General features: G+C 41.4%; 19 protein-coding genes and 1 riboswitch. Of the genes, 15 read left to right on the top strand and 4 right to left on the bottom strand.

The annotated features are described in order from the left end of the window. Window positions 1–4 precede the first annotated feature (4 nt). The 8 genes from rplO to rplQ all read left to right on the top strand — a co-directional run bounded on the left by rplO (window position 5) and on the right by rplQ (window position 4,931). Window positions 5–439: a 50S ribosomal protein L15 gene (gene rplO, locus AACV33_RS10825; protein ID WP_012549168.1), complete on the top strand. Its 435-nt coding sequence runs from the start codon at window positions 5–7 to the stop codon at window positions 437–439. A gap of 20 nt (window positions 440–459) precedes the next feature. After that, window positions 460–1,791 (top strand): preprotein translocase subunit SecY, encoded by a 1,332-nt coding sequence (gene secY, locus AACV33_RS10820; RefSeq protein WP_012549169.1) that lies wholly within the window; start codon window positions 460–462, stop codon window positions 1,789–1,791. A 27-nt stretch (window positions 1,792–1,818) separates the two neighbouring features. Then, window positions 1,819–1,932, top strand: a complete 114-nt coding sequence (rpmJ, locus tag AACV33_RS10815) for a 50S ribosomal protein L36 (protein WP_044583162.1) — start codon at window positions 1,819–1,821, stop codon at window positions 1,930–1,932. A 149-nt stretch (window positions 1,933–2,081) separates the two neighbouring features. Next, window positions 2,082–2,438: a 30S ribosomal protein S13 gene (gene rpsM, locus AACV33_RS10810; protein WP_012549170.1), complete on the top strand. Its 357-nt coding sequence runs from the start codon at window positions 2,082–2,084 to the stop codon at window positions 2,436–2,438. Window positions 2,439–2,459: 21 nt separating this feature from the next. After that, entirely contained in the window at window positions 2,460–2,849 is a 390-nt protein-coding gene (rpsK, locus tag AACV33_RS10805; RefSeq protein WP_005303517.1) for a 30S ribosomal protein S11, read from the top strand. Between the two features lie 31 nt (window positions 2,850–2,880). Further along, the gene (gene rpsD, locus AACV33_RS10800; protein WP_012549171.1) at window positions 2,881–3,501 is read left to right on the top strand and encodes a 30S ribosomal protein S4; all 621 of its coding nucleotides are present in this window, start codon (window positions 2,881–2,883) and stop codon (window positions 3,499–3,501) included. 23 nt (window positions 3,502–3,524) lie between these two features. After that, window positions 3,525–4,514, top strand: coding sequence for a DNA-directed RNA polymerase subunit alpha (locus tag AACV33_RS10795; protein ID WP_012549172.1), 990 nt, complete (start codon window positions 3,525–3,527; stop codon window positions 4,512–4,514). A 36-nt stretch (window positions 4,515–4,550) separates the two neighbouring features. Further along, entirely contained in the window at window positions 4,551–4,931 is a 381-nt protein-coding gene (rplQ, locus tag AACV33_RS10790; RefSeq protein WP_012549173.1) for a 50S ribosomal protein L17, read from the top strand. A gap of 63 nt (window positions 4,932–4,994) precedes the next feature. Here rplQ and fbp read toward each other — a convergent pair whose 3' ends face one another. Next, a complete protein-coding gene (fbp, locus tag AACV33_RS10785) occupies window positions 4,995–6,005 on the bottom strand; it encodes a class 1 fructose-bisphosphatase (protein WP_012549174.1) in 1,011 nt (336 codons plus the stop codon). Between the two features lie 213 nt (window positions 6,006–6,218). On the opposite strand from fbp, the gene mpl reads away from it, so the two are divergent. The 7 genes from mpl to AACV33_RS10750 all read left to right on the top strand — a co-directional run bounded on the left by mpl (window position 6,219) and on the right by AACV33_RS10750 (window position 15,647). After that, the gene (gene mpl, locus AACV33_RS10780; RefSeq protein ID WP_012549175.1) at window positions 6,219–7,580 is read left to right on the top strand and encodes a UDP-N-acetylmuramate:L-alanyl-gamma-D-glutamyl-meso-diaminopimelate ligase; all 1,362 of its coding nucleotides are present in this window, start codon (window positions 6,219–6,221) and stop codon (window positions 7,578–7,580) included. Window position 7,581: 1 nt separating this feature from the next. Then, window positions 7,582–8,211 (top strand): flavin prenyltransferase UbiX, encoded by a 630-nt coding sequence (locus AACV33_RS10775; protein WP_065611977.1) that lies wholly within the window; start codon window positions 7,582–7,584, stop codon window positions 8,209–8,211. 39 nt (window positions 8,212–8,250) lie between these two features. Further along, window positions 8,251–8,364, top strand: a riboswitch (TPP riboswitch). A gap of 51 nt (window positions 8,365–8,415) precedes the next feature. Continuing rightward, the gene (gene thiB / locus AACV33_RS10770) at window positions 8,416–9,432 is read left to right on the top strand and encodes a thiamine ABC transporter substrate binding subunit (RefSeq protein ID WP_182700205.1); all 1,017 of its coding nucleotides are present in this window, start codon (window positions 8,416–8,418) and stop codon (window positions 9,430–9,432) included. Window positions 9,433–9,493: 61 nt separating this feature from the next. After that, window positions 9,494–11,104, top strand: coding sequence for a thiamine/thiamine pyrophosphate ABC transporter permease ThiP (gene thiP, locus AACV33_RS10765; RefSeq protein ID WP_182700206.1), 1,611 nt, complete (start codon window positions 9,494–9,496; stop codon window positions 11,102–11,104). After that, window positions 11,104–11,808 (top strand): thiamine ABC transporter ATP-binding protein, encoded by a 705-nt coding sequence (gene thiQ, locus AACV33_RS10760; protein WP_182700204.1) that lies wholly within the window; start codon window positions 11,104–11,106, stop codon window positions 11,806–11,808. The genes thiP and thiQ overlap by 1 nt, the downstream gene beginning before the upstream one ends. A 192-nt stretch (window positions 11,809–12,000) precedes the next feature. Further along, entirely contained in the window at window positions 12,001–14,910 is a 2,910-nt protein-coding gene (gene rapA, locus AACV33_RS10755) for an RNA polymerase-associated protein RapA (RefSeq protein WP_182700203.1), read from the top strand. 2 nt (window positions 14,911–14,912) lie between these two features. Next, a complete protein-coding gene (locus tag AACV33_RS10750; RefSeq protein ID WP_023604393.1) occupies window positions 14,913–15,647 on the top strand; it encodes a pseudouridine synthase in 735 nt (244 codons plus the stop codon). A 60-nt stretch (window positions 15,648–15,707) separates the two neighbouring features. On the opposite strand, the gene AACV33_RS10745 is transcribed toward AACV33_RS10750, so the two are convergent. The 3 genes from AACV33_RS10745 to AACV33_RS10735 all read right to left on the bottom strand — a co-directional run bounded on the left by AACV33_RS10745 (window position 15,708) and on the right by AACV33_RS10735 (window position 19,988). Then, window positions 15,708–16,145: a universal stress protein gene (locus AACV33_RS10745; RefSeq protein ID WP_012549182.1), complete on the bottom strand. Its 438-nt coding sequence runs from the start codon at window positions 16,143–16,145 to the stop codon at window positions 15,708–15,710. A gap of 55 nt (window positions 16,146–16,200) precedes the next feature. Further along, window positions 16,201–18,780, bottom strand: coding sequence for a TRAP transporter permease (locus tag AACV33_RS10740; protein WP_023604394.1), 2,580 nt, complete (start codon window positions 18,778–18,780; stop codon window positions 16,201–16,203). Window positions 18,781–19,013: 233 nt separating this feature from the next. Further along, complete coding sequence (locus AACV33_RS10735) at window positions 19,014–19,988, bottom strand: TAXI family TRAP transporter solute-binding subunit (RefSeq protein ID WP_017021532.1); 975 nt, start codon at window positions 19,986–19,988, stop codon at window positions 19,014–19,016. Window positions 19,989–20,077: the final 89 nt, after the last annotated feature.

Raw genomic sequence — 20,077 nt, 5'->3', positions numbered from 1 at the left:
AGTAATGCGTTTGAATACTCTATCACCGGCTGCTGGATCAAACCCTTCTAAGAAGCGTGTTGGTCGTGGTATCGGTTCGGGCCTAGGTAAAACTGGTGGCCGTGGTCATAAAGGCCAAAAATCACGTTCTGGCGGTAAAGTTCGCGTTGGTTTTGAAGGCGGTCAAATGCCTCTGAAACAACGTTTACCTAAATTTGGCTTTACTTCACGTAAGAGCCTAGTGACTGCAGAGGTTCGTTTAAGCGAACTTGCTAAAGTTGAAGGTAACGTTATCGATCTAAACAGCCTTAAAGCTGCTAACGTAATCACTAAGAACATTGTGTTCGCGAAAGTTGTACTTTCTGGTGAAATCGCTACTGCTGTAACTGTTAAAGGTCTACGCGTAACGAAAGGCGCTAAAGCTGCGATTGAAGCTGCAGGCGGTAAGATCGAGGAATAATCCTCGAAGGATGAGGTACAATGGCAAAGAAACCAGGAAAAGAAGTAAATAGTGCTCAGAGCGGCTTAGCTGAACTGAAATCGCGTCTCTTATTTGTGATAGGTGCGCTTTTAGTGTTCCGTGCGGGCTCATTTGTGCCAATTCCTGGGATTGACGCTGCTGTCCTTGCTGATCTTTTCGAACAGCAGCAGGGTACCATCATTGAAATGTTTAACATGTTCTCTGGTGGTGCACTGTCGCGTGCCTCAATTCTTGCTCTAGGTATTATGCCGTATATTTCGGCATCTATCGTTGTACAACTGTTAACAGTTGTACATCCTCCTCTAGCAGAATTGAAAAAAGAAGGTGAGTCTGGTCGTCGTAAGATTAATCAGTACACACGTTATGGCACCTTGGTTCTGGCGACATTCCAAGCAATTGGGATTTCAACCGGATTACCAAGCATGATTCCAGGGTTAGTTTCTAACCCTGACATGATGTTCTATCTAACAGCGACAGTAAGTTTAATTACCGGTACCATGTTTTTAATGTGGTTAGGTGAACAAATTACTGAGCGTGGCATCGGTAACGGTATATCTTTGATTATTTTCACAGGTATCGTTGCAGGTTTACCACCAGCTATTGGTGAAACGATCCAGCAGGCGCGTCAAGGTGAACTGCACGTGCTTCTTCTATTACTAATTGCAGTGTTATCGTTTGCAGTTATCTACTTTGTAGTGTTCATGGAGCGTGGTCAACGTCGTATCGTCGTTAACTATGCAAAACGTCAGCAAGGCCGTAAGGTATTTGCAGCTCAAAGTACTCACTTGCCACTTAAAATTAATATGGCTGGTGTGATTCCTGCAATATTTGCATCTAGTATTATACTATTCCCTGGGACATTGGCTCAGTGGTTTGGTGGTAATGGCGAAGGAACATTCGGTTGGTTAACTGATGTTTCCATGGCGTTAAGCCCTGGTCAGCCATTATATGTAATGCTTTATGCAGCAGCAATTATCTTCTTCTGTTTCTTCTATACCGCGTTGGTTTTTAACCCGCGTGAAACAGCTGATAACTTGAAGAAGTCTGGTGCATTCGTACCCGGAATCCGCCCAGGTGAACAGACAACGAAATACATAGATAAAGTGATGACACGGTTAACCCTAGCGGGCGCAATGTATATTACCTTCATCTGTCTGATCCCTGAGTTTATGATGATTGCATGGAACGTACGCTTCTATTTTGGCGGTACTTCACTACTAATCGTAGTTGTAGTTATTATGGACTTTATGGCACAAGTTCAGACTCATCTGATGTCTCAGCAGTATGAGTCCGTTTTGAAGAAAGCTAATCTGAAAGGCTATGGCCGTTAATTTCAGATCCATTTACGGAGTTTAGCAATGAAAGTTCGTGCTTCCGTTAAGAAAATCTGCCGCAACTGTAAAGTTATTAAGCGCAACGGTGTTGTGCGTATAATTTGTGTTGAACCAAAGCATAAACAACGCCAAGGTTAATTAGCAGAAATTTTTACTTGATATATTAAGCTAGGCCGAGTATATTTCTCGGCCTACCTTTTGTGTGCAAAAGAAGTAGTTATAGTCGCAACGTATCCTCATCGGGCTTTGTTGCGACTCTTCTTAAGAAAAAGTACTAGGAGTGAATAGTGGCCCGTATAGCAGGCATTAACATTCCTGATCATAAACACGCTGTAATTGCACTTACTGCAATCTACGGCATCGGTAAGACCCGCTCGCAAGCTATTTTAGCTGCAGTTGGTATTGCTGAAGATGTTAAGATCAGTGAACTGAATGATGAGCAGATTGATATTCTGCGTGATGGTGTTGCCAAATACACTGTAGAAGGCGACTTACGTCGTGAAGTATCGATGAACATCAAGCGTCTTATGGACCTTGGCTGTTATCGTGGTCTTCGTCACCGTCGCAGTCTACCGTTGCGTGGACAGCGTACTAAAACCAACGCACGTACCCGTAAAGGTCCGCGCAAGCCGATCAAAAAATAATCGGATAAGGTAGAGAGTACAATGGCAAAACAACCAACTCGCGCTCGTAAGCGCGTTCGTAAGCAAGTAGCGGATGGCGTAGCGCATATCCATGCTTCTTTCAATAATACAATCGTAACCATTACTGACCGTCAAGGTAATGCACTAGCTTGGGCTACTGCAGGTGGTTCTGGTTTCCGTGGTTCTCGTAAATCTACTCCGTTTGCTGCACAAGTTGCTGCTGAACGTTGTGGTGAAATGGCCAAAGAATATGGCGTTAAGAACCTTGAAGTTATGGTTAAGGGCCCTGGTCCTGGTCGTGAGTCAACTATCCGTGCGTTAAACGCTGCTGGATACCGCATCACAAATATTGTTGATGCTACTCCGATCCCTCATAACGGTTGTCGTCCACCTAAGAAACGTCGCGTTTAAGTTTCGTTTCTAGGAATATTGGAGAAAGAACATGGCAAGATATTTGGGTCCTAAGCTGAAGCTTAGCCGTCGCGAAGGCACTGATTTATTCCTTAAATCAGGCGTACGTGCGATCGATACCAAGTGTAAGATCGATAACGCTCCAGGTGTACACGGCGCTCGTCGCGGTCGTCTATCTGAGTATGGCGTTCAGCTTCGTGAGAAGCAAAAAGTTCGTCGTATGTATGGCGTACTAGAAAAACAATTCCGTAACTACTACAAAGATGCTGCTCGTATTAAAGGCAACACAGGTGAAAACCTACTTCAACTTCTTGAAGGTCGTCTAGATAACGTAGTTTACCGTATGGGTTTTGGTTCTACACGTGCTGAATCTCGTCAACTAGTTAGTCATAAGTCTATTCTAGTTAATGGTAAAGTAGTTAACGTTCCTTCTTTCAAAGTTTCGGCTAACGATGTTGTTTCAATTCGTGAAAAAGCTAAACTGCAATCACGTATTAAAGCTGCTCTAGAAGTTGCTGAACAACGCGAAAAGCCAACTTGGATTGAAGTAGATGCTGGCAAAATGGAAGGTACGTTTAAGCGTCTTCCTGAACGTTCTGATTTGTCTGCCGACATCAACGAACACTTGATCGTCGAGCTTTACTCTAAGTAAAGTTTAAATAAAGAGAGGACACAATGCAGGGTTCTGTAACAGAATTTCTAAAGCCGCGTCTAGTTGACATTGAACAAGTTAGCCTGACTCACGCAAAAGTAACTCTTGAGCCATTAGAGCGTGGTTTCGGCCATACTCTAGGTAACGCTCTACGTCGTATTTTACTATCTTCAATGCCGGGTTGTGCCGTAACTGAAGTAGAAATCGAAGGCGTATTACATGAGTACAGCACCAAAGAAGGTGTTCAGGAAGATATCCTTGAAATCCTTCTAAACCTTAAAGGCCTGGCCGTTAAGGTTGAGGGTAAAGATGAAGTTATCATTACTCTTAACAAGTCTGGTGCAGGCCCTGTTGTTGCAGGTGACATCACCCATGATGGTGATGTTGAGATTGCGAACCCAGAGCATGTAATCTGCCACTTAACTGATGACAATGCTGAAATCAGCATGAGAATCAAGGTAGAGCGTGGTCGCGGCTATGTACCGTCAACAGCTCGTATCCATACTGAAGAAGATGAGCGTCCAATCGGTCGTTTGCTTGTCGATGCAACTTATAGCCCAGTAGATAAAATATCTTATGCGGTTGAAGCGGCACGTGTAGAGCAACGTACTGACTTAGACAAACTCGTTATCGATATGGAAACGAATGGTACGCTTGATCCTGAGGAAGCTATCCGTCGTGCAGCTACAATTTTAGCTGAACAATTGGATGCATTTGTAGATCTTCGTGATGTACGAGTTCCTGAAGAAAAAGAAGAAAAGCCAGAGTTCGATCCGATCCTACTGCGTCCTGTAGACGATCTTGAACTAACGGTTCGCTCTGCTAACTGTTTGAAAGCAGAAGCGATTCACTACATTGGTGATCTGGTGCAGCGCACTGAGGTTGAGTTACTTAAAACTCCAAACCTTGGTAAGAAATCTTTAACTGAAATTAAAGATGTTCTAGCTTCACGTGGTCTTTCTTTAGGCATGCGCCTAGAGAACTGGCCACCAGCGTCTATCGCTGAAGATTAATCAGTTCACTAATTATCTAGTTAGAAGGATTAGGTCATGCGCCATCGTAAGAGTGGTCGTCAACTCAACCGCAACAGCAGCCACCGTAAAGCTATGTTTAGCAATATGGCTTGCTCTTTGGTTCGTCACGAGATTATCAAGACGACTGTACCAAAAGCAAAAGAGCTTCGCCGTGTAGTTGAGCCTTTGATTACATTAGCTAAGACAGACAGTGTTGCTAACCGTCGTCTAGCATTTGCTCGCACTCGTGATAACGAAGTTGTAGCAAAACTATTTACCGAGTTAGGTCCACGCTTTGCACAACGTGCTGGTGGTTATACTCGTATTCTGAAGTGCGGTTTCCGTACAGGTGATAAAGCTCCAATGGCATACATTGAGCTTGTAGATCGCCCAGAAGTAGAAGCTGCAGCTGAGTAATTAGTAAGTAGTTTCAATAAAAAACCGAGTCTTAGGACTCGGTTTTTTTGTATCTAAATATTGTTAATCTTGCCATTCATCAAGAAAATTTTGTACTTTATCGACCATATTGATTGAACCAACAAAGAAAGGTACACGTTGATGTAATTCGGTCGGAGTAATATCTAAGATCCGTTCTTCTCCACTTGTCGCTTTTCCTCCCGCCTCTTCAATTAACATTGCCATTGGATTACATTCATAAAGTAATCTTAATTTTCCATTTGGGTAAGCTTGAGTACTTGGGTACAGATAAATCCCTCCCTTTAGTAGATTACGATGGAAATCAGCAACGAGAGATCCGATATAACGTGATGTATATGGGCGATTTTCCGCAGGTTTTATTTCTTGGCAATATTTTAAATATTGCTTCACTCCTTCAGGGAAACGTATGTAATTCCCTTCATTAATGGAGTATATATTACCATCTTGTGGGATTTTCATGTCTTCATGAGATAAACAGAAGACACCAAGAGATGGATCGTAAGTAAAGCCGTGAACTCCGTTCCCTGTGGTATAAACCAGCATGGTAGAAGAACCATAAATAATATAACCAGCAGCAACTTGTTTATTTCCTGGCTGTAGAAAATCTTCTTCGGTTGCCGGTGAGCCAATTGGTGAAATACGACGATAAATGGAGAAAATAGTACCGACAGAAACATTAACATCGATATTTGAAGAACCATCCAATGGATCCATTAACACGACATACTTTGCGTTTTTATTCAGTTCCTTATTAAACGCAACTGCTTCATCTTCCTCTTCACTTGCGACGCCACACACTTGGTCTCGATTCTCTAATGCGGCTTTAAATTTATCATTGGCGTAGATATCTAATTTTTGTTGTTGTTCACCTTGAATATTTTCATCACCAGAAGCCCCTGTAATATCAACCAGCCCTGCTTTATTTATTTCTCGGTTTACTATTTTGGCTGCCAATTTAATGGAACCGATTAATGATGACAACTCTCCACTTGCATGAGGGAAATCGTGCTGTTTAGCGACGATAAACTCACCTAAAGTTCTTATTTCTGACATGGGTTATTCCTTTTATTCTCATGTTATTAGATATCAACGGTGGATGGGGTCAGTTACAATTTATAATCCAATATAAAACGAGTGCAATTTATCTTTATAATGGTTGTGTTACTGTTTACTGTAATTCATTCTATAGCACAGAACTTTTTAAGAGTATTGAAGTAACTCGAGAACGGGATTACTCACTTAATTTAATATAAGACGGTTTTTATTATGCATATTCATATCCTTGGCATCTGTGGCACCTTCATGGGAGGAGCCGCAACTTTAGCTCGTCAACTTGGACATAAGGTTACAGGTAGTGATGCGAACGTTTACCCTCCAATGAGTACGTTATTAGAATCTCAAGGTATTGAGATCATTGAAGGCTTTGATCCTAGTCAGTTAGATCCTGCGCCAGACCTTGTTGTCATTGGGAATGCGATGAGTCGTGGTAACCCATGTGTGGAGTATGTTTTAGATAAAAATTTAAAATACACTTCAGGACCTCAATGGTTGCAAGAGTTCCTATTACAAGATCGCTGGGTACTGGCTGTTGCAGGAACTCATGGTAAGACGACGACATCAAGCATGCTAGCCTGGGTCTTAGAAGAGTGTGGATATAAACCTGGTTTTCTCGTCGGTGGTGTACTTGGTAACTTTGGGGAATCGGCACGATTAGGTGAAAGCATGTTTTTTGTGGTTGAAGCCGATGAATATGACAGTGCTTTTTTTGACAAGCGTTCTAAGTTTGTTCATTACCGTCCACGAACGTTAGTATTAAATAATCTGGAATTTGATCATGCTGATATTTTTGATGATCTTGCTGCAATTCAACGTCAGTTCCATCATCTTATAAGAACGGTGCCTAGTAGTGGTCGTATTTTTGCCCCTAAACAAGATAAACCCTTAGCTGAAGTACTAGAGCAAGGATGTTGGAGTGAGATTGAATTTACGGGTGAAGAAGGAGAATGGAAAGCGAGTAAACTTAAGAAAGACGGCAGCCAATTTGACGTTTATTTCAATGATGAAAATGTTGGGCAGGTAAACTGGAATTTAGTCGGTGATCATAATGTAAGTAATGCTCTTATGGTCGTAGCTTCGGCTCGCCATGTAGGCGTTACCCCAGATTTAGCTTGTGAAGCATTGGGCTCCTTTATCAATACTAAGCGTCGATTAGAGTTTAAAGGTGAGGTTAATGGGGTTACGGTATATGACGATTTTGCTCATCACCCTACTGCAATTGATCTAACGTTAAGCGGTTTACGTAATAAAGTGGGTGATAATAAAATTATCGCAGTATTAGAACCTCGCTCTAGTACGATGAAACTAGGGGTTCATAAAGACACCTTAGCCGGTTCGCTTCATGCCGCAGATTCGGTGTATCTTTTCCAACCTGATAATATTTCTTGGTCCGTTGATGATGTCGCTAAACAATGTGTTCAACCCGCCTATACTCATCATGAGATTAACGCTTTTGTTGATATGATTGTGGCTGAAGCAAAAGAAGGTGATCAAATTCTAGTCATGAGTAATGGTGGCTTTGAAGGCATTCACGGTAAATTACTATCAGCATTAGAGCAAAAGGCTATTTAGGATGTATAAAAAACAGAAAACAATCACCTTAGCAATGACTGGTGCCTCTGGTGCCCCTTATGGATTACGTCTATTGGAGTGTTTGTTGGCTGCTGATTATCAAGTTTATTTTCTTATCTCATCTGCAGCAAGAGTTGTGATGGCAACCGAGCATAATTTAAAATTGCCAAGTGGTCCTGATGCAATGAAAGCGGTCTTAGTTGAACACTTAGGTTGTGATGCCGATAAGTTAATTGTGTGCGGTAAAGAAGATTGGTTTTCTCCAGTGGCTTCTGGGTCGGCAGCACCAAAACAAATGGTGGTATGCCCATGCTCTGCAGGGAGCGTCGCTTCTATTGCTCATGGTATTTCAGATAATTTGATTGAACGGGCTGCTGATGTGGTATTAAAAGAGCGCGGTCAGTTAATTATGGTGGTTAGAGAAACGCCATTTTCTACATTGCATTTAGAAAACATGTTGAAGCTATCTCAAATGGGGACAACGATAATGCCTGCTGCGCCTGGATTTTATCATCAACCAAAATCGATTGAAGATTTAATCGATTTTATGGTCGCTCGTATATTGGATCACCTAGGTGTAGAACAGGGACTTGTTCCTCGATGGGGTTATGATCAGCGTCAGAAGAGTTAATAAACCTCTGGCTCATTAATGCATTCACACATACAATATGGCCTCTCATCGGGGAGCGACTAGCTGAGATTAGTAAACATTGGATAATGCTTACTTAAACCCGTACTACCTGAATCAGATAATGCTGACGTAGGGATTGAGATGACATTCTCATCGAGTATATCAACTTAACCCTGTGTCGCTCAAAAGGACAAAGAGCGCATAATGAAAACACGTTATATATCCCCTCTACTTAAAACATTACCTATCGCTTTAGCTGTTAGTTCTCTCTCTTCTTTTTCTGCTTCTGCTTCTGAAACGCTAACAGTCTATACCTATGATTCTTTTGCTGCCGATTGGGGCCCTGGTCCAACAATTAAAACGGCTTTCGAAAAACAGTGTGGCTGCAATCTTGATCTTGTCGCTTTGGATGATGGCGTTTCTATTTTGAATCGTCTTCGTTTAGAAGGGAGAAATTCAAAAGCGGACATTGTTTTAGGGCTCGATAATAATTTAATGGCAGAAGCGAAAGTAACGGGTTTACTGGTTGAACATAATGTAAATACGGACTCAGTGACGATACCTAATGGTTGGAGTGATAAGACCTTTGTTCCTTATGATTATGGTTATTTTGCTTTCGTATATAACAAAGAAAAAGTAAAGAACCCACCTAAGAGTCTAAAAGAATTAGTAGAACAACGAGATGATTTAACCGTTATTTATCAAGATCCAAGAACCTCTACACCGGGCCAAGGTTTATTGTTATGGATGAAGTCGGTGTATGGGGATGATGTTGCTCAAGCATGGAAACAACTTGCAAAGAAAACCGTCACCGTCACTAAAGGCTGGTCAGAAGCTTACAGTATGTTCTTAGAGGGTGAATCTGATCTTGTTTTGTCTTATACGACGTCTCCGGCATACCATTTACTTGCTGAAAAAGACGATCGATTTGCAGCGGCTAATTTTTCAGAAGGTCATTACATGCAAGTGGAAGTGGCGGCGAAAGTAAAAAATACGCAGCATAATGCGTTAGCTGATGAGTTCTTAGCTTTTATTCTTAGTAAGGAATTTCAATCAGCGATGCCAACGGGAAATTGGATGTATCCAGTGACTAATATTACGTTACCTAAAGGGTTTGAAGACCTTAAGGTTCCGACTAAAGCGTTGTCATTTAGTTCTGCGGAGATTGCGAAACAAAGAAAGTCGTGGATTCGCGAATGGCAACACGCATTAATCTTTTAATCGATGCACTGAAAAGAGCGTATGATGCGTACGTTTCTTTTTGGGACAGATAGATAACATGATGAAAACGAATCCCTTAAATGCCATTCCCTATACCGGCTATATGATCGCTGCTGTGATTGTTATTTTTGTTGGCGGAGCTATTGGTGCATTATTAATCGCGTCACCGAGTATCAATGTCAGTTTAATTTGGTCCGATCCTTATTATATTCATATAACCAAATTTAGTTTTTATCAAGCAACCCTGTCTACGTTGTTTAGTGTGGTACTTGCGGTTCCGACAGCATATGCACTATCTCGTCGCTCTTTTTTAGGACGCGGTCTGTTATTAAAGTTGTGTGCGACGACCTTGGTTTTGCCTGTGTTAGTGGGGGTTTTTGGTTTACTTGCTATTTATGGAAACAGCGGTCTCTTAGCTAAGGTGTTTGCATTTTTTGGTGGTAAATTGCCGTTTTCTATTTATGGATTAAATGGCATTTTACTCGCGCATGTATTCTTTAATTATCCTTTTGCAACTCGTTTGTTTTTACAATCATTAGACAGTATACCGATGGAGCAACATCAGCTTTCTGCTCATCTAGGATTGACTGGGTGGAATAAATTTAACGTTGTTGCATGGCCAAGAGTAAAACAACAATTTCCGCATGTTGCAGGCTTGGTGTTCATGCTTTGCTTTACCAGTTTTGCAACCGTAATGGCATTAGGTGGAGGACCAAAATCAACCACGATTGAACTTGCTATTTACCAAGCCATTAAATTTGATTTTGATTTACAGGCCGGCGCTATTTTAGCGTTATGGCAAATGTTGTTATGCGCAGGATTATCGCTGTGTATTCAACGGTTTTCTACGTCGATTGCCGTTGACAGTGCAACGCTAGGTAAGCCCATTATCTATCAAGACTCAAAGAGACAAAAGTTGTGGGATAAAGGGTGGATCATATTACTTACTCTGTTTATTTTACCTCCATTACTCATGGTTGTTATTAGTGGGATAAATTCTGAAGTTATTACGGTGATGACTTCTAGTGCTTTTTGGTCAGCATTTGCTAATTCATTCATTGTTGCTTTCTGTGCGGCGCTATTAGCGATGATTTTTGGGGTTTTATTGCTTCATACCACCCGAGCGTTAAGGCTTAATCATCAGCGTTTTTTGGCGGATAAATTAGATTTAATTGGTACTATGATTTTAGTTACCCCAGGATTGGTTATTAGCACGGGGTTGTTTTTGTTGCTTAGAAACATCACTGATGTATTTAGTATGGCTATTTGGATCGTCATTTTAGTCAATGCACTTATGGCGCTTCCATACGTCATAAAGACGCTTGCTCAACCTTTATTGCATATGGCACAGCAATATCAGTTATTGTGTGCGAGTTTAGGACTTAATGGTTTTACTCGTTTTCGCTTAATTGAGTGGAGAGGGTTAAGAAAACCGATGGCTCATGCCTTTGCCATTGCTTTTATTTTATCAATGGGTGATTTAAGTGCGATAGCGCTTTTTGGTAGTCAGGATTTTAGGACATTGCCGCTATATTTATTTCAATTATTAGGCAGTTATCAAATGGAAGCGGCTGCGGTGGTTTCACTTTGTTTACTCTTATTAAGTGTGGGTGTGTTTAGTACGGTTGAATGGCTTTTTTCATCAAAGAATCTACAAAGAGAGAATGTGTAATGCTGACTTTTTCTAATGTAAAATATCGCTATCATTCTGAGATTTTTGAGTTTGATATGTCAGTTAAACAAGGTGAAGTCGTTGCTATTCTTGGGCCTAGTGGTGCAGGGAAAAGTACACTGCTTAGCTTATTGGCTGGGTTCATTAATCCAGAATTGGGTGATATTGCCATTAACGGCCATTCTGTTCTTTCCCTTGCGCCTCATCAGCGCCCTTTGTCTATGTTATTTCAAGAGCATAATTTGTTTGCGCATTTATCGATAGCGGACAATATTGGATTGGGAATTAAAGCGAATCTTCGTCTCAATGATGAAGAAAAAGAATGCGTTATTTATGCGGCTCAACAGGTTGGTGTTGACGAACTATTACTGCGTTTACCTGAGCAACTTTCTGGAGGCCAAAAGCAGCGTGTCGCGTTAGCTCGTTGTTTGGTCCATAACAAGCCTGTGTTGTTATTAGATGAGCCGTTTTCTGCACTTGATCCTATGTTACGAGAAGAGATGATTGTATTAATCAGAACCTTGATTAAAACTCAACAACTTACGGTATTAATGGTTACTCATAGCTTACAAGATGCGAAGGAATTAGCGTCAGGTTATGCCTTTGTTTGTCATCATAAAATACTCAGTTATGGCAAAATGTCAGAGATAATGACACAAGATACTTCCCCTGAATTAACCCGATATTTACAAGCGGTTAAGTAAACTTTTTCGACTCAAGTTTAGTATAATCAACTACACTCACTTTTATGATAAATAGGCGTGACCTAAGTGCTGTCATACAGTAACATTAGCGCCCTTTTGAACCTCGCCATTTACGGTTGTCTATTCTCGGTTCATCATAAAATTCTCACTCTATATAAAATAAATTAATTAATTTTGAGGTGCGTTACCACTATGTCATTTGCTTTGGGCCAACGTTGGATTAGTGATACAGAAAGTGATTTGGGTTTAGGAACAGTGGTTGCTGTTGACGATAGAACCGTCTCTGTCCTTTTTGCCGCATCAGAAGAAAATCGTTTATACGCAAAACATGATGCACCTATTACTCGAGTGACGTTCAATAAGGGCGATACAATTGAAAGTCACGAAGGTTGGTCACTTGAAGTCGAAGATGTTATTGAAGACGGTGGACTATTAACGTACATCGGAACTCGTACAGACACGGATGAAGTGAACGTTGTTCTTCGTGAAACGTTATTAAGTCATCAGATCCGTTTTAATAAACCTCAAGATAAGTTATTTGCAGGCCAAATTGATCGTATGGATCGTTTTGCATTGCGTTTTCGTGCACTTCAAAACCAGTATGAGCAACATAAAAACCCAATGCGTGGTTTATGTGGTATGCGTGCAGGTTTGATCCCACATCAGTTATTCATTGCTCATGAAGTAGGGCGTCGTTATGCCCCTCGTGTTTTATTGGCTGATGAAGTCGGTTTAGGTAAAACGATTGAAGCGGGTATGATTATTCATCAGCAAGTGCTTTCTGGTCGTGCTGAGCGTGTATTGATCGTTGTTCCTGAAACACTACAACATCAATGGCTTGTTGAAATGATGCGTCGTTTTAATCTTCATTTTTCTATTTTTGATGAAGAGCGTTGTATTGAGTCGTATGCGGATTCTGAAAATCCATTCGATACCGCGCAATTAGTGTTGTGTTCATTGGATTTTATTCGCAGAAGTAAGCGTCGTTTTGAGCAAGTGGTTGAAGCCGATTGGGATCTTCTTGTTGTTGATGAAGCGCATCACCTTGAATGGAACCAAACAAAACCAAGCCGTGAATATCAAGTTATTGAAGCGATTGCAGAAGAAACGGCGGGTGTTTTGCTGCTAACGGCAACACCTGAGCAATTAGGTCACGAAAGTCACTTTGCTCGTCTGCGTCTATTAGATCCAGATCGTTTCTATGATTACGATGCGTTTGTTGAAGAAGAGCGCCAATATCAGCCAGTTGCTGATGCGGTTACCGCGTTGATGAGTGGCGATAAATTATCAAACGACGCGAAGAATCGTATTGCTGAATTGCTTTCAGAGCAAGACGTAGAGCCATTGTTTAGAATTATTGAATCTGATGGTTCTGAAGAACAGCAAAGCCAAATACGTCAAGAATTAGTCGATAACTTAATGGACCGTCATGGTACTGGTCGTGTGCTATTCCGTAATACACGAGCGGCAATTAAAGGGTTCCCACAACGTAATCTCAATTTAATGCCAATGGCGTTACCACCACAATACGCAACCTCTATGCGTGTAGCGACAATGATGGGTGGTCGCATGAGTAATGAAGCTCGTGCAATGAAAATGTTGTATCCAGAAGAGATCTTCCAAGAATTTGAAGGCGATAGTGCAACGTGGTGGCAGTTTGATCCTCGCGTTAACTGGTTGCTTGAATTGCTGAAAGAAAACCGTAACGAGAAAGTATTAATCATCGCTTCTCGAGCTTCAACGGCGTTGCAACTAGAGCAAGCGTTACGTGAACGTGAGGGTATTCGTGGTACTGTTTTCCATGAAGGGATGTCGATTATTGAGCGAGATAAAGCCGCGGCTTACTTTGCACAAGAAGAAGGTGGCGCTCAGGTTCTTATCTGTTCTGAAATCGGTTCAGAAGGACGTAACTTCCAGTTTGCTAATCAATTAGTGATGTTTGATTTACCTTTCAACCCTGACTTACTTGAGCAACGTATTGGTCGTTTGGATCGTATTGGTCAAAAGCGTGATATTGATATTCATGTTCCTTATTTGCAAGGTACATCTCAAGAATTATTAGCGCGTTGGTTTGACGAAGGGTTGAATGCTTTTGGTGAAACGTGCCCAACAGGCCGCGCTGTGTATGAAAAATTCTCTGATACGATCATTGCGATTTTGGCTACGGGTAAATCAGATGGATTAGAGCCACTGATCGAAGAATCTGCGGCACTAAACAAAGAATTAAAAGCGCAGTTAGAGCAAGGTCGAGATCGTTTGTTAGAAGTGCATTCAAACGGTGGCAATAAAGCGAAAGAACTTGCAGAGAAAATTGCTGCGACAGACGGTGACATACATTTGGTTAATTTTGCTTTGAACCTGTTCGATACGATTGGTTTGAATCAAGACGACAAAGGTGAAAACGCCATTGTTGTTACGCCAGCTGAAAATATGTTGGTATCAAGTTACCCCGGTCTTCCTTATGAAGGTTGTACGATTACGTTTGATCGTAAAACGGCTCTTTCGCGTGAAGACATGAACTTGATCAGCTGGGAACACCCAATGATCCAAGGGGGAATTGATTTAGTTCTGACTGAAGGCGTAGGTGCAACTGCAGTGTCTTTATTGAAAAATAAAGCCTTACCAGCGGGTACTCTATTGCTTGAATTGATTTATGTGGTAGATGCACAAGCGCCTAAGAAAAGTGGCATAGGACGATTCTTACCGAAGACGCCTATTCGTTTGATGATGGACAGTAAAGGTAATGATCTTTCTGCTCAAGTTGAATTTGAAAGCTTCAACCGTCAGCTAAGTCCTGTTAATCGTCATATGGCGAGTAAATTAGTGAATTCAGTGCAAAAAGAAATTCATGCATTGATTGATACGGCAGAAGTTAGTATTGAAGACCGAATTGAAGCCGTTCGTGTTGATGCGAATGCTGAGATGAAAACGGCGTTAAATGCGGAATTAGATCGTTTACAAGCATTAAAGGCCGTAAATCCAAACATACGAGATGAAGAGTTAACTCAGATCGAAACTCAAATGAGTGAACTTTCTGCGTATATTGGAAAAGCACAGGTACAGCTTGATTCATTGCGTTTGATTATTGTGAGCCATAACTAATCATGGCAATGCTTGAGTATAATCCACCAATGGAACCGCTTGATATTGTCTATCAAGATGAAGCGATTCTTGCGGTGAATAAACCGGCGGGGTTACTGTCTAACCCTGGCCGAGCACCGGAGCACTATGACAGTGTTTGGTCGCGTGTTGTTGCTGAGTTTCCTGATGCTCAACTTGTACATCGTTTGGATATGTCGACATCGGGGTTAATGATATTTGCGCTTTATAAAGAAGCAGAAAGACACATTAAAAAGCAGTTTCAATATCGGTTAACTCATAAAGTGTATTATGCACGGGTATGGGGGAATGTTGAGAAGGTTGAAGGGCAGATTGATTTACCCTTGATTTGTGATTGGCCAAATCGACCACGACAGAAAGTCTGCTATGAACACGGAAAATCGTCACAAACGGGTTATGAAGTGATTCAAGTTGAAGAGAAAACGACATTGGTTCGTTTACTTCCTATTACAGGACGCTCTCATCAACTACGAGTGCATATGATGGAAGAAGGGCATGAGATTGTTGGCGATGAGTTTTACGCGTCTAAAGAGGCTCTAGCGTTCTCAGACCGATTACAATTACACTCTGCCGAACTGAGTTTTTATCATCCAGAGACCGATAAATTCATCAGTTTATTTGCTCCTTGTGAGTTTTATCCAGAAGCAAAAGCCGGTGTTCTAGATGCCATGGATATTGCTCCAGTAAGACCGGATTACAAAACACTGCCTAAGCAATAGTTGAATTTAAAAATAAAAAAAGGAGCCGAAAGGCTCCTTTTTTGTATCAAATAGGGGGGATTAACCTTGAGGTTTGACAACCATCACGTTAATTGGTGAGTTTTCGACAACTTTACTCGCCACAGAACCCAGCATAACTTTATCAATTTTAGATCGTTTATGGCTTGGCATCACAATCAAATCGGCACCTAAACGTTCAGCATAATCTAAAATAGTGACATAAGGTTTCCCTTCGGCAACATGCACTCTGTATACCACATCATCATCCACAAATTTAGCCGCAAATTCATTTAACTGTTTTGATACATCTTCTTTCATTTGTTTCGCTGCACCTTTAGGAAAATAGGTCGATACCATCGACATATGGATCCCCGGTAATACGTTAAGCAAATGTAATTCAGCATTAGAGTGTTTTGCGTGCCAAACTGCCATTTCAACCGCTTTATCAGCAAAGCCTTTATCGTTTAAATCTACTGGAACCAAAATTTGTTTATACATAATTTTTATTACCTAATTAGGGGAGTTATTCTCCCCTTAGATTCCATTCATTAATTTATGCGGCCAAGTTTTCCTTTTTCGCTCGGCGACGCTGATTAAAGCCCAGTGCAAACAGTAGAAGAAGAGTTGGAATAAATACCCATTCTTTTAGTGGACGCTCTGCATCAAGAACCACATTCGTTATTTCCCAATCAAAATCTATTCCTGAAGCTTCCGCTGGACTGCCGAATTCGACCATGTCGACGATCATTTTATTATCGACTTTAGACAGCATTAGCCCCATAGAGCTTACACGTTCTTCACCAGTTACCGCTCGATCGTCAAAAGGTAAACGTACCGTTTTACTTACGATATTACCTTCTAGATTTTCTCCAGAGACTTCTAAGGTGAGTGATTGTCCCACATTTAACTCTTCTGCAAGTTGAGCGATCTCAATACCTTGGTAATAATCTTTGGCTGGATAGATTTGATCCCACCAAAAACCAGGACGGAATAGTGAGAAAGTGATGAGTAATAGTAAAACAACTTCCCACCATTTTGTTTTCGTAAACCACCAACCTTGTGTCGCAGCGGAAAAAGTTAACATTGCGATGATGGAGGAAATAATGGTTAATGCTAAATGCCACCAAGAATCAATGCCCATTAATAGTAATTGGGTATTAAAGACAAACATGAAAGGCAATATAGCGGTACGAATATCGTAAGTGAACCCTTGGATACCAGTACGGATTGGATCCGATTTTGCTATGGCAGCAGCGGCAAAAGCGGCGAGACCCACGGGGGGCGTGTCATCGGCTAAAATACCAAAATAGAACACAAATAAATGCACTGCTATTAATGGAATAATTAATCCGTGAGCGGCTCCTAGCGTTACGATAACGGGGGCCATTAAGGTTGATACGACAATGTAGTTTGCTGTCGTTGGTAGCCCCATGCCTAAAATTAAGCTGATTACCGCGGTAAATAACAACATAAGAATAATGCTGCCACCCGAGATAAATTCAACAAAATCCGTCATAACAAGACCAATGCCCGTTAAGGTAACCACACCAACGACAATACCTGCCGCCGCCGTTGCAACGCCGATACCAATCATGTTTCTGGCACCAGACACTAAGCTTTCGAGCAGATCATCAACCCCTTGTTTTATTTGATTAACAAGTGTGCCTTCTTTAGTAAAGAAACCAATTAATGGGCGTTGAGTCAGGAGAATGAATATCATAAACACGGATGCCCAGAAAGCAGACAAACCCGGCGAAAAGCGTTCAACCGTTAAACACCAAACGAGAACGACAATTGGTAATAAGAAATGAAGACCGGACTTGATGGTTGGTCCTGGATCGGGTACTTCAGTTAGTTCTTCGTCAATCGCCATCATCGCATGTTCTTGGTATTTAGCAGAGATGCTAGTTAATCCGACATAAGAAAGTAGCAGTGCAACGGTAACAATAGGGGTTGCGGCGTCACCAAAGACATCTTTAGTCCAACCAATACCATAATAAACAGCAGCACTAAGCACACAAAGGCCAAGAATCGTACCAGTAAAGGATAATAGGCTATGAACTAAGGTTGGTGTATGGCGGCGAGGTAAGCCTTTCATACCGGCTTTACAGGCTTCAAGATGAACAATATAAAGAAGAGCAATATAAGAAATTAAAGCAGGCAATAAAGCGGCTTTAATAACCTCAACATAAGAAATACCAACATATTCAACCATTAAAAAGGCGGCTGCACCCATGATTGGTGGCGTTAACTGCCCATTGGTAGAGGCGGCAACTTCGACGGCACCGGCTTTTTCACCAGAGAAACCGACTCGTTTCATTAATGGAATGGTAAAAGTACCTGTTGTTACGACGTTTGCAATCGATGAGCCAGAAACAAGGCCTGATAAGCCTGAAGCCACAACGGCGGCTTTTGCTGGGCCTCCTTTCATATGACCTAACAGAGAAAAGGCAACTTTAATGAAGTAAGCACCCGCGCCGGCTTTTTCTAGCATGGCACCAAAGAGTACAAATAAAAAAACAAAAGAGGTTGAGACACCTAAGGCAACACCAAAGACTCCCTCAGTGGTTAGCCATAAATGTGACATGGCTTTATTTAAACTGGCTCCCTTATGCGCGATAACATCAGGCATGTGTGGGCCAGCAAAAGTGTAAAGCAAGAAGACGGCAGCCACGACCATTAATGGAGGGCCTAAAGCGCGTCGAGTTGCTTCTAATAATAAGACCATGCCAACGACTGAGGCGATGATATCTGGTGTTGTTGGTGCCCCTGAGCGTTCTGCGAGCTGAGTATAAAAAATATAGATATAAGCGGCAGAAAAACTACCAGCAAAAGCAAGTATCCAATCGATAACGGGAATACGATCTCTTGGTGAGTTTTTAAGTGCAGGGTAAGCAGTAAAAGCTAAAAAGATGGCGAAGGCTAAATGCACCGATCGAGCTTCAGTATCATTCAGTATGCCGAAATTGAAAATAAACGGTAAAGGGGAGGCATACCAAAGTTGGAATAAAGACCAACATAGTGGAACAAACCATAAAATTCGGCCAGATAATCCTTCAGGTGAACGAGCACCAGTATCTGATTGGGCCACCATTTCTTGCACATCTTGTGACGTATTAGACGACTGCGTCATGTACTTTTCCTTAGTGATGGTCGAAGCTAACACTTAATCATTAAGTATTAGATTGTTGAATATAAGCCAACGTATAGGCTAAAAAGAGATGATCTTCAAATCCGTTTTATTATTGATTGTTGTCCGTTATGTAAAAAGATCAGATGGTGTTGCGAAGAATCAAAGAGACTATTTAGCCTCTTTGATTTAGACAACCCAGTTTTTTAATTAACGTTGAGTTGTATAGAAGGGAACTATTTTAGTAGACCAACTTCTTTGTAATATTTCACCGCACCAGGATGCAATGGAATAGAAATACCCGCTTTAACCATGTCTTCTTTTTTCAGCGTAGCAAACGCAGGGTGAAGACGCTTGAAGGTATTAAAGTTTTCAAATACTGCTTTTGCAACACTGTAAGCCACTTCATCTGATACGTCTGATGTCGTAACCATCGTAGCTGCAACACCAAAGCTATTTACATCGCCTTCTGTTCCGCGGTACATGCCAGCAGGAACGGTTGTGTAAGCGTAATAAGGGTTATCTGCAACAATCTTATCGATCTTAGGACCAGTAGCAGGAACTAATTTAGCATCACACGATGTTGTTGCTTCTTTGATTGAGCCATTTGGATGACCAACCATGTAGATGAAGGCATCAATTTTATTATCACAAAGTGCTTGTGAACGCTCAGATCCTTTTAGTTCCGATGCAAGTTTAAAGCTGTCGTTTGTCCAGCCCATTGCATCCATCACAACACCCATTGTTGCACGGTCACCAGAGCCTGGATTACCAATGTTAACGCGTTTTCCTGCTAAATCAGAAACGTCGTTGATACCTGAATCAGAACGAGCAATGATGTTAAAAGGTTCTGTATGAAGAGAGAACATTGCACGTAGTTTCTTGTAAGGACCTTGAGCTTCAAATTTACTTGTGCCGTTATAGCCATGGTATTGCCAATCTGATTGCACGATACCAAAATCAAGTTCACCAGAACGGATAGTATTTACGTTATAAATTGAACCACCAGTGGACTCAACAGAACAACGAACATTATGCTCTTTACGATCTTTATTCACTAACTTACAAATAGCACCACCCGTTGGGTAGTAAACACCGGTGACAGAACCAGTACCAATTGTAATAAATTCTTGAGCGCTTGCGGTTCCCATGCCAGCACCAAGCATTGCTGCTGCAACTGCACTTACTTTAATTAAGTTTTTCAATGCCATGTTATTCCCTTCCTTATTATGTTGCTTCTTTACTGTTCATCGTTCTTAATATTAGATCGTAGAAAGTAAGACGCATTATTTATTCACTT

The sequence above is a fragment of the Aliivibrio sp. SR45-2 genome, from assembly GCF_963890165.1.
Lineage (GTDB): Bacteria > Pseudomonadota > Gammaproteobacteria > Enterobacterales > Vibrionaceae > Aliivibrio > Aliivibrio salmonicida.
Note: the sequence above shows the minus strand (reverse complement) of the source record. Positions and strands in the feature narration are given on the sequence as shown.

Coding starts and splice junctions, on each gene's coding strand:
- rplO (WP_012549168.1), top strand. CDS start 5: ATGCGTTTGAATACTCTATCACCGGCTGCTGGATCAAACCCTTCTAAG.
- secY (WP_012549169.1), top strand. CDS start 460: ATGGCAAAGAAACCAGGAAAAGAAGTAAATAGTGCTCAGAGCGGCTTA.
- rpmJ (WP_044583162.1), top strand. CDS start 1,819: ATGAAAGTTCGTGCTTCCGTTAAGAAAATCTGCCGCAACTGTAAAGTT.
- rpsK (WP_005303517.1), top strand. CDS start 2,460: ATGGCAAAACAACCAACTCGCGCTCGTAAGCGCGTTCGTAAGCAAGTA.
- rpsD (WP_012549171.1), top strand. CDS start 2,881: ATGGCAAGATATTTGGGTCCTAAGCTGAAGCTTAGCCGTCGCGAAGGC.
- AACV33_RS10795 (WP_012549172.1), top strand. CDS start 3,525: ATGCAGGGTTCTGTAACAGAATTTCTAAAGCCGCGTCTAGTTGACATT.
- rplQ (WP_012549173.1), top strand. CDS start 4,551: ATGCGCCATCGTAAGAGTGGTCGTCAACTCAACCGCAACAGCAGCCAC.
- fbp (WP_012549174.1), bottom strand. CDS start 6,005: ATGTCAGAAATAAGAACTTTAGGTGAGTTTATCGTCGCTAAACAGCAC.
- mpl (WP_012549175.1), top strand. CDS start 6,219: ATGCATATTCATATCCTTGGCATCTGTGGCACCTTCATGGGAGGAGCC.
- AACV33_RS10775 (WP_065611977.1), top strand. CDS start 7,582: ATGTATAAAAAACAGAAAACAATCACCTTAGCAATGACTGGTGCCTCT.
- thiB (WP_182700205.1), top strand. CDS start 8,416: ATGAAAACACGTTATATATCCCCTCTACTTAAAACATTACCTATCGCT.
- thiP (WP_182700206.1), top strand. CDS start 9,494: ATGAAAACGAATCCCTTAAATGCCATTCCCTATACCGGCTATATGATC.
- thiQ (WP_182700204.1), top strand. CDS start 11,104: ATGCTGACTTTTTCTAATGTAAAATATCGCTATCATTCTGAGATTTTT.
- rapA (WP_182700203.1), top strand. CDS start 12,001: ATGTCATTTGCTTTGGGCCAACGTTGGATTAGTGATACAGAAAGTGAT.
- AACV33_RS10750 (WP_023604393.1), top strand. CDS start 14,913: ATGGCAATGCTTGAGTATAATCCACCAATGGAACCGCTTGATATTGTC.
- AACV33_RS10745 (WP_012549182.1), bottom strand. CDS start 16,145: ATGTATAAACAAATTTTGGTTCCAGTAGATTTAAACGATAAAGGCTTT.
- AACV33_RS10740 (WP_023604394.1), bottom strand. CDS start 18,780: ATGACGCAGTCGTCTAATACGTCACAAGATGTGCAAGAAATGGTGGCC.
- AACV33_RS10735 (WP_017021532.1), bottom strand. CDS start 19,988: ATGGCATTGAAAAACTTAATTAAAGTAAGTGCAGTTGCAGCAGCAATG.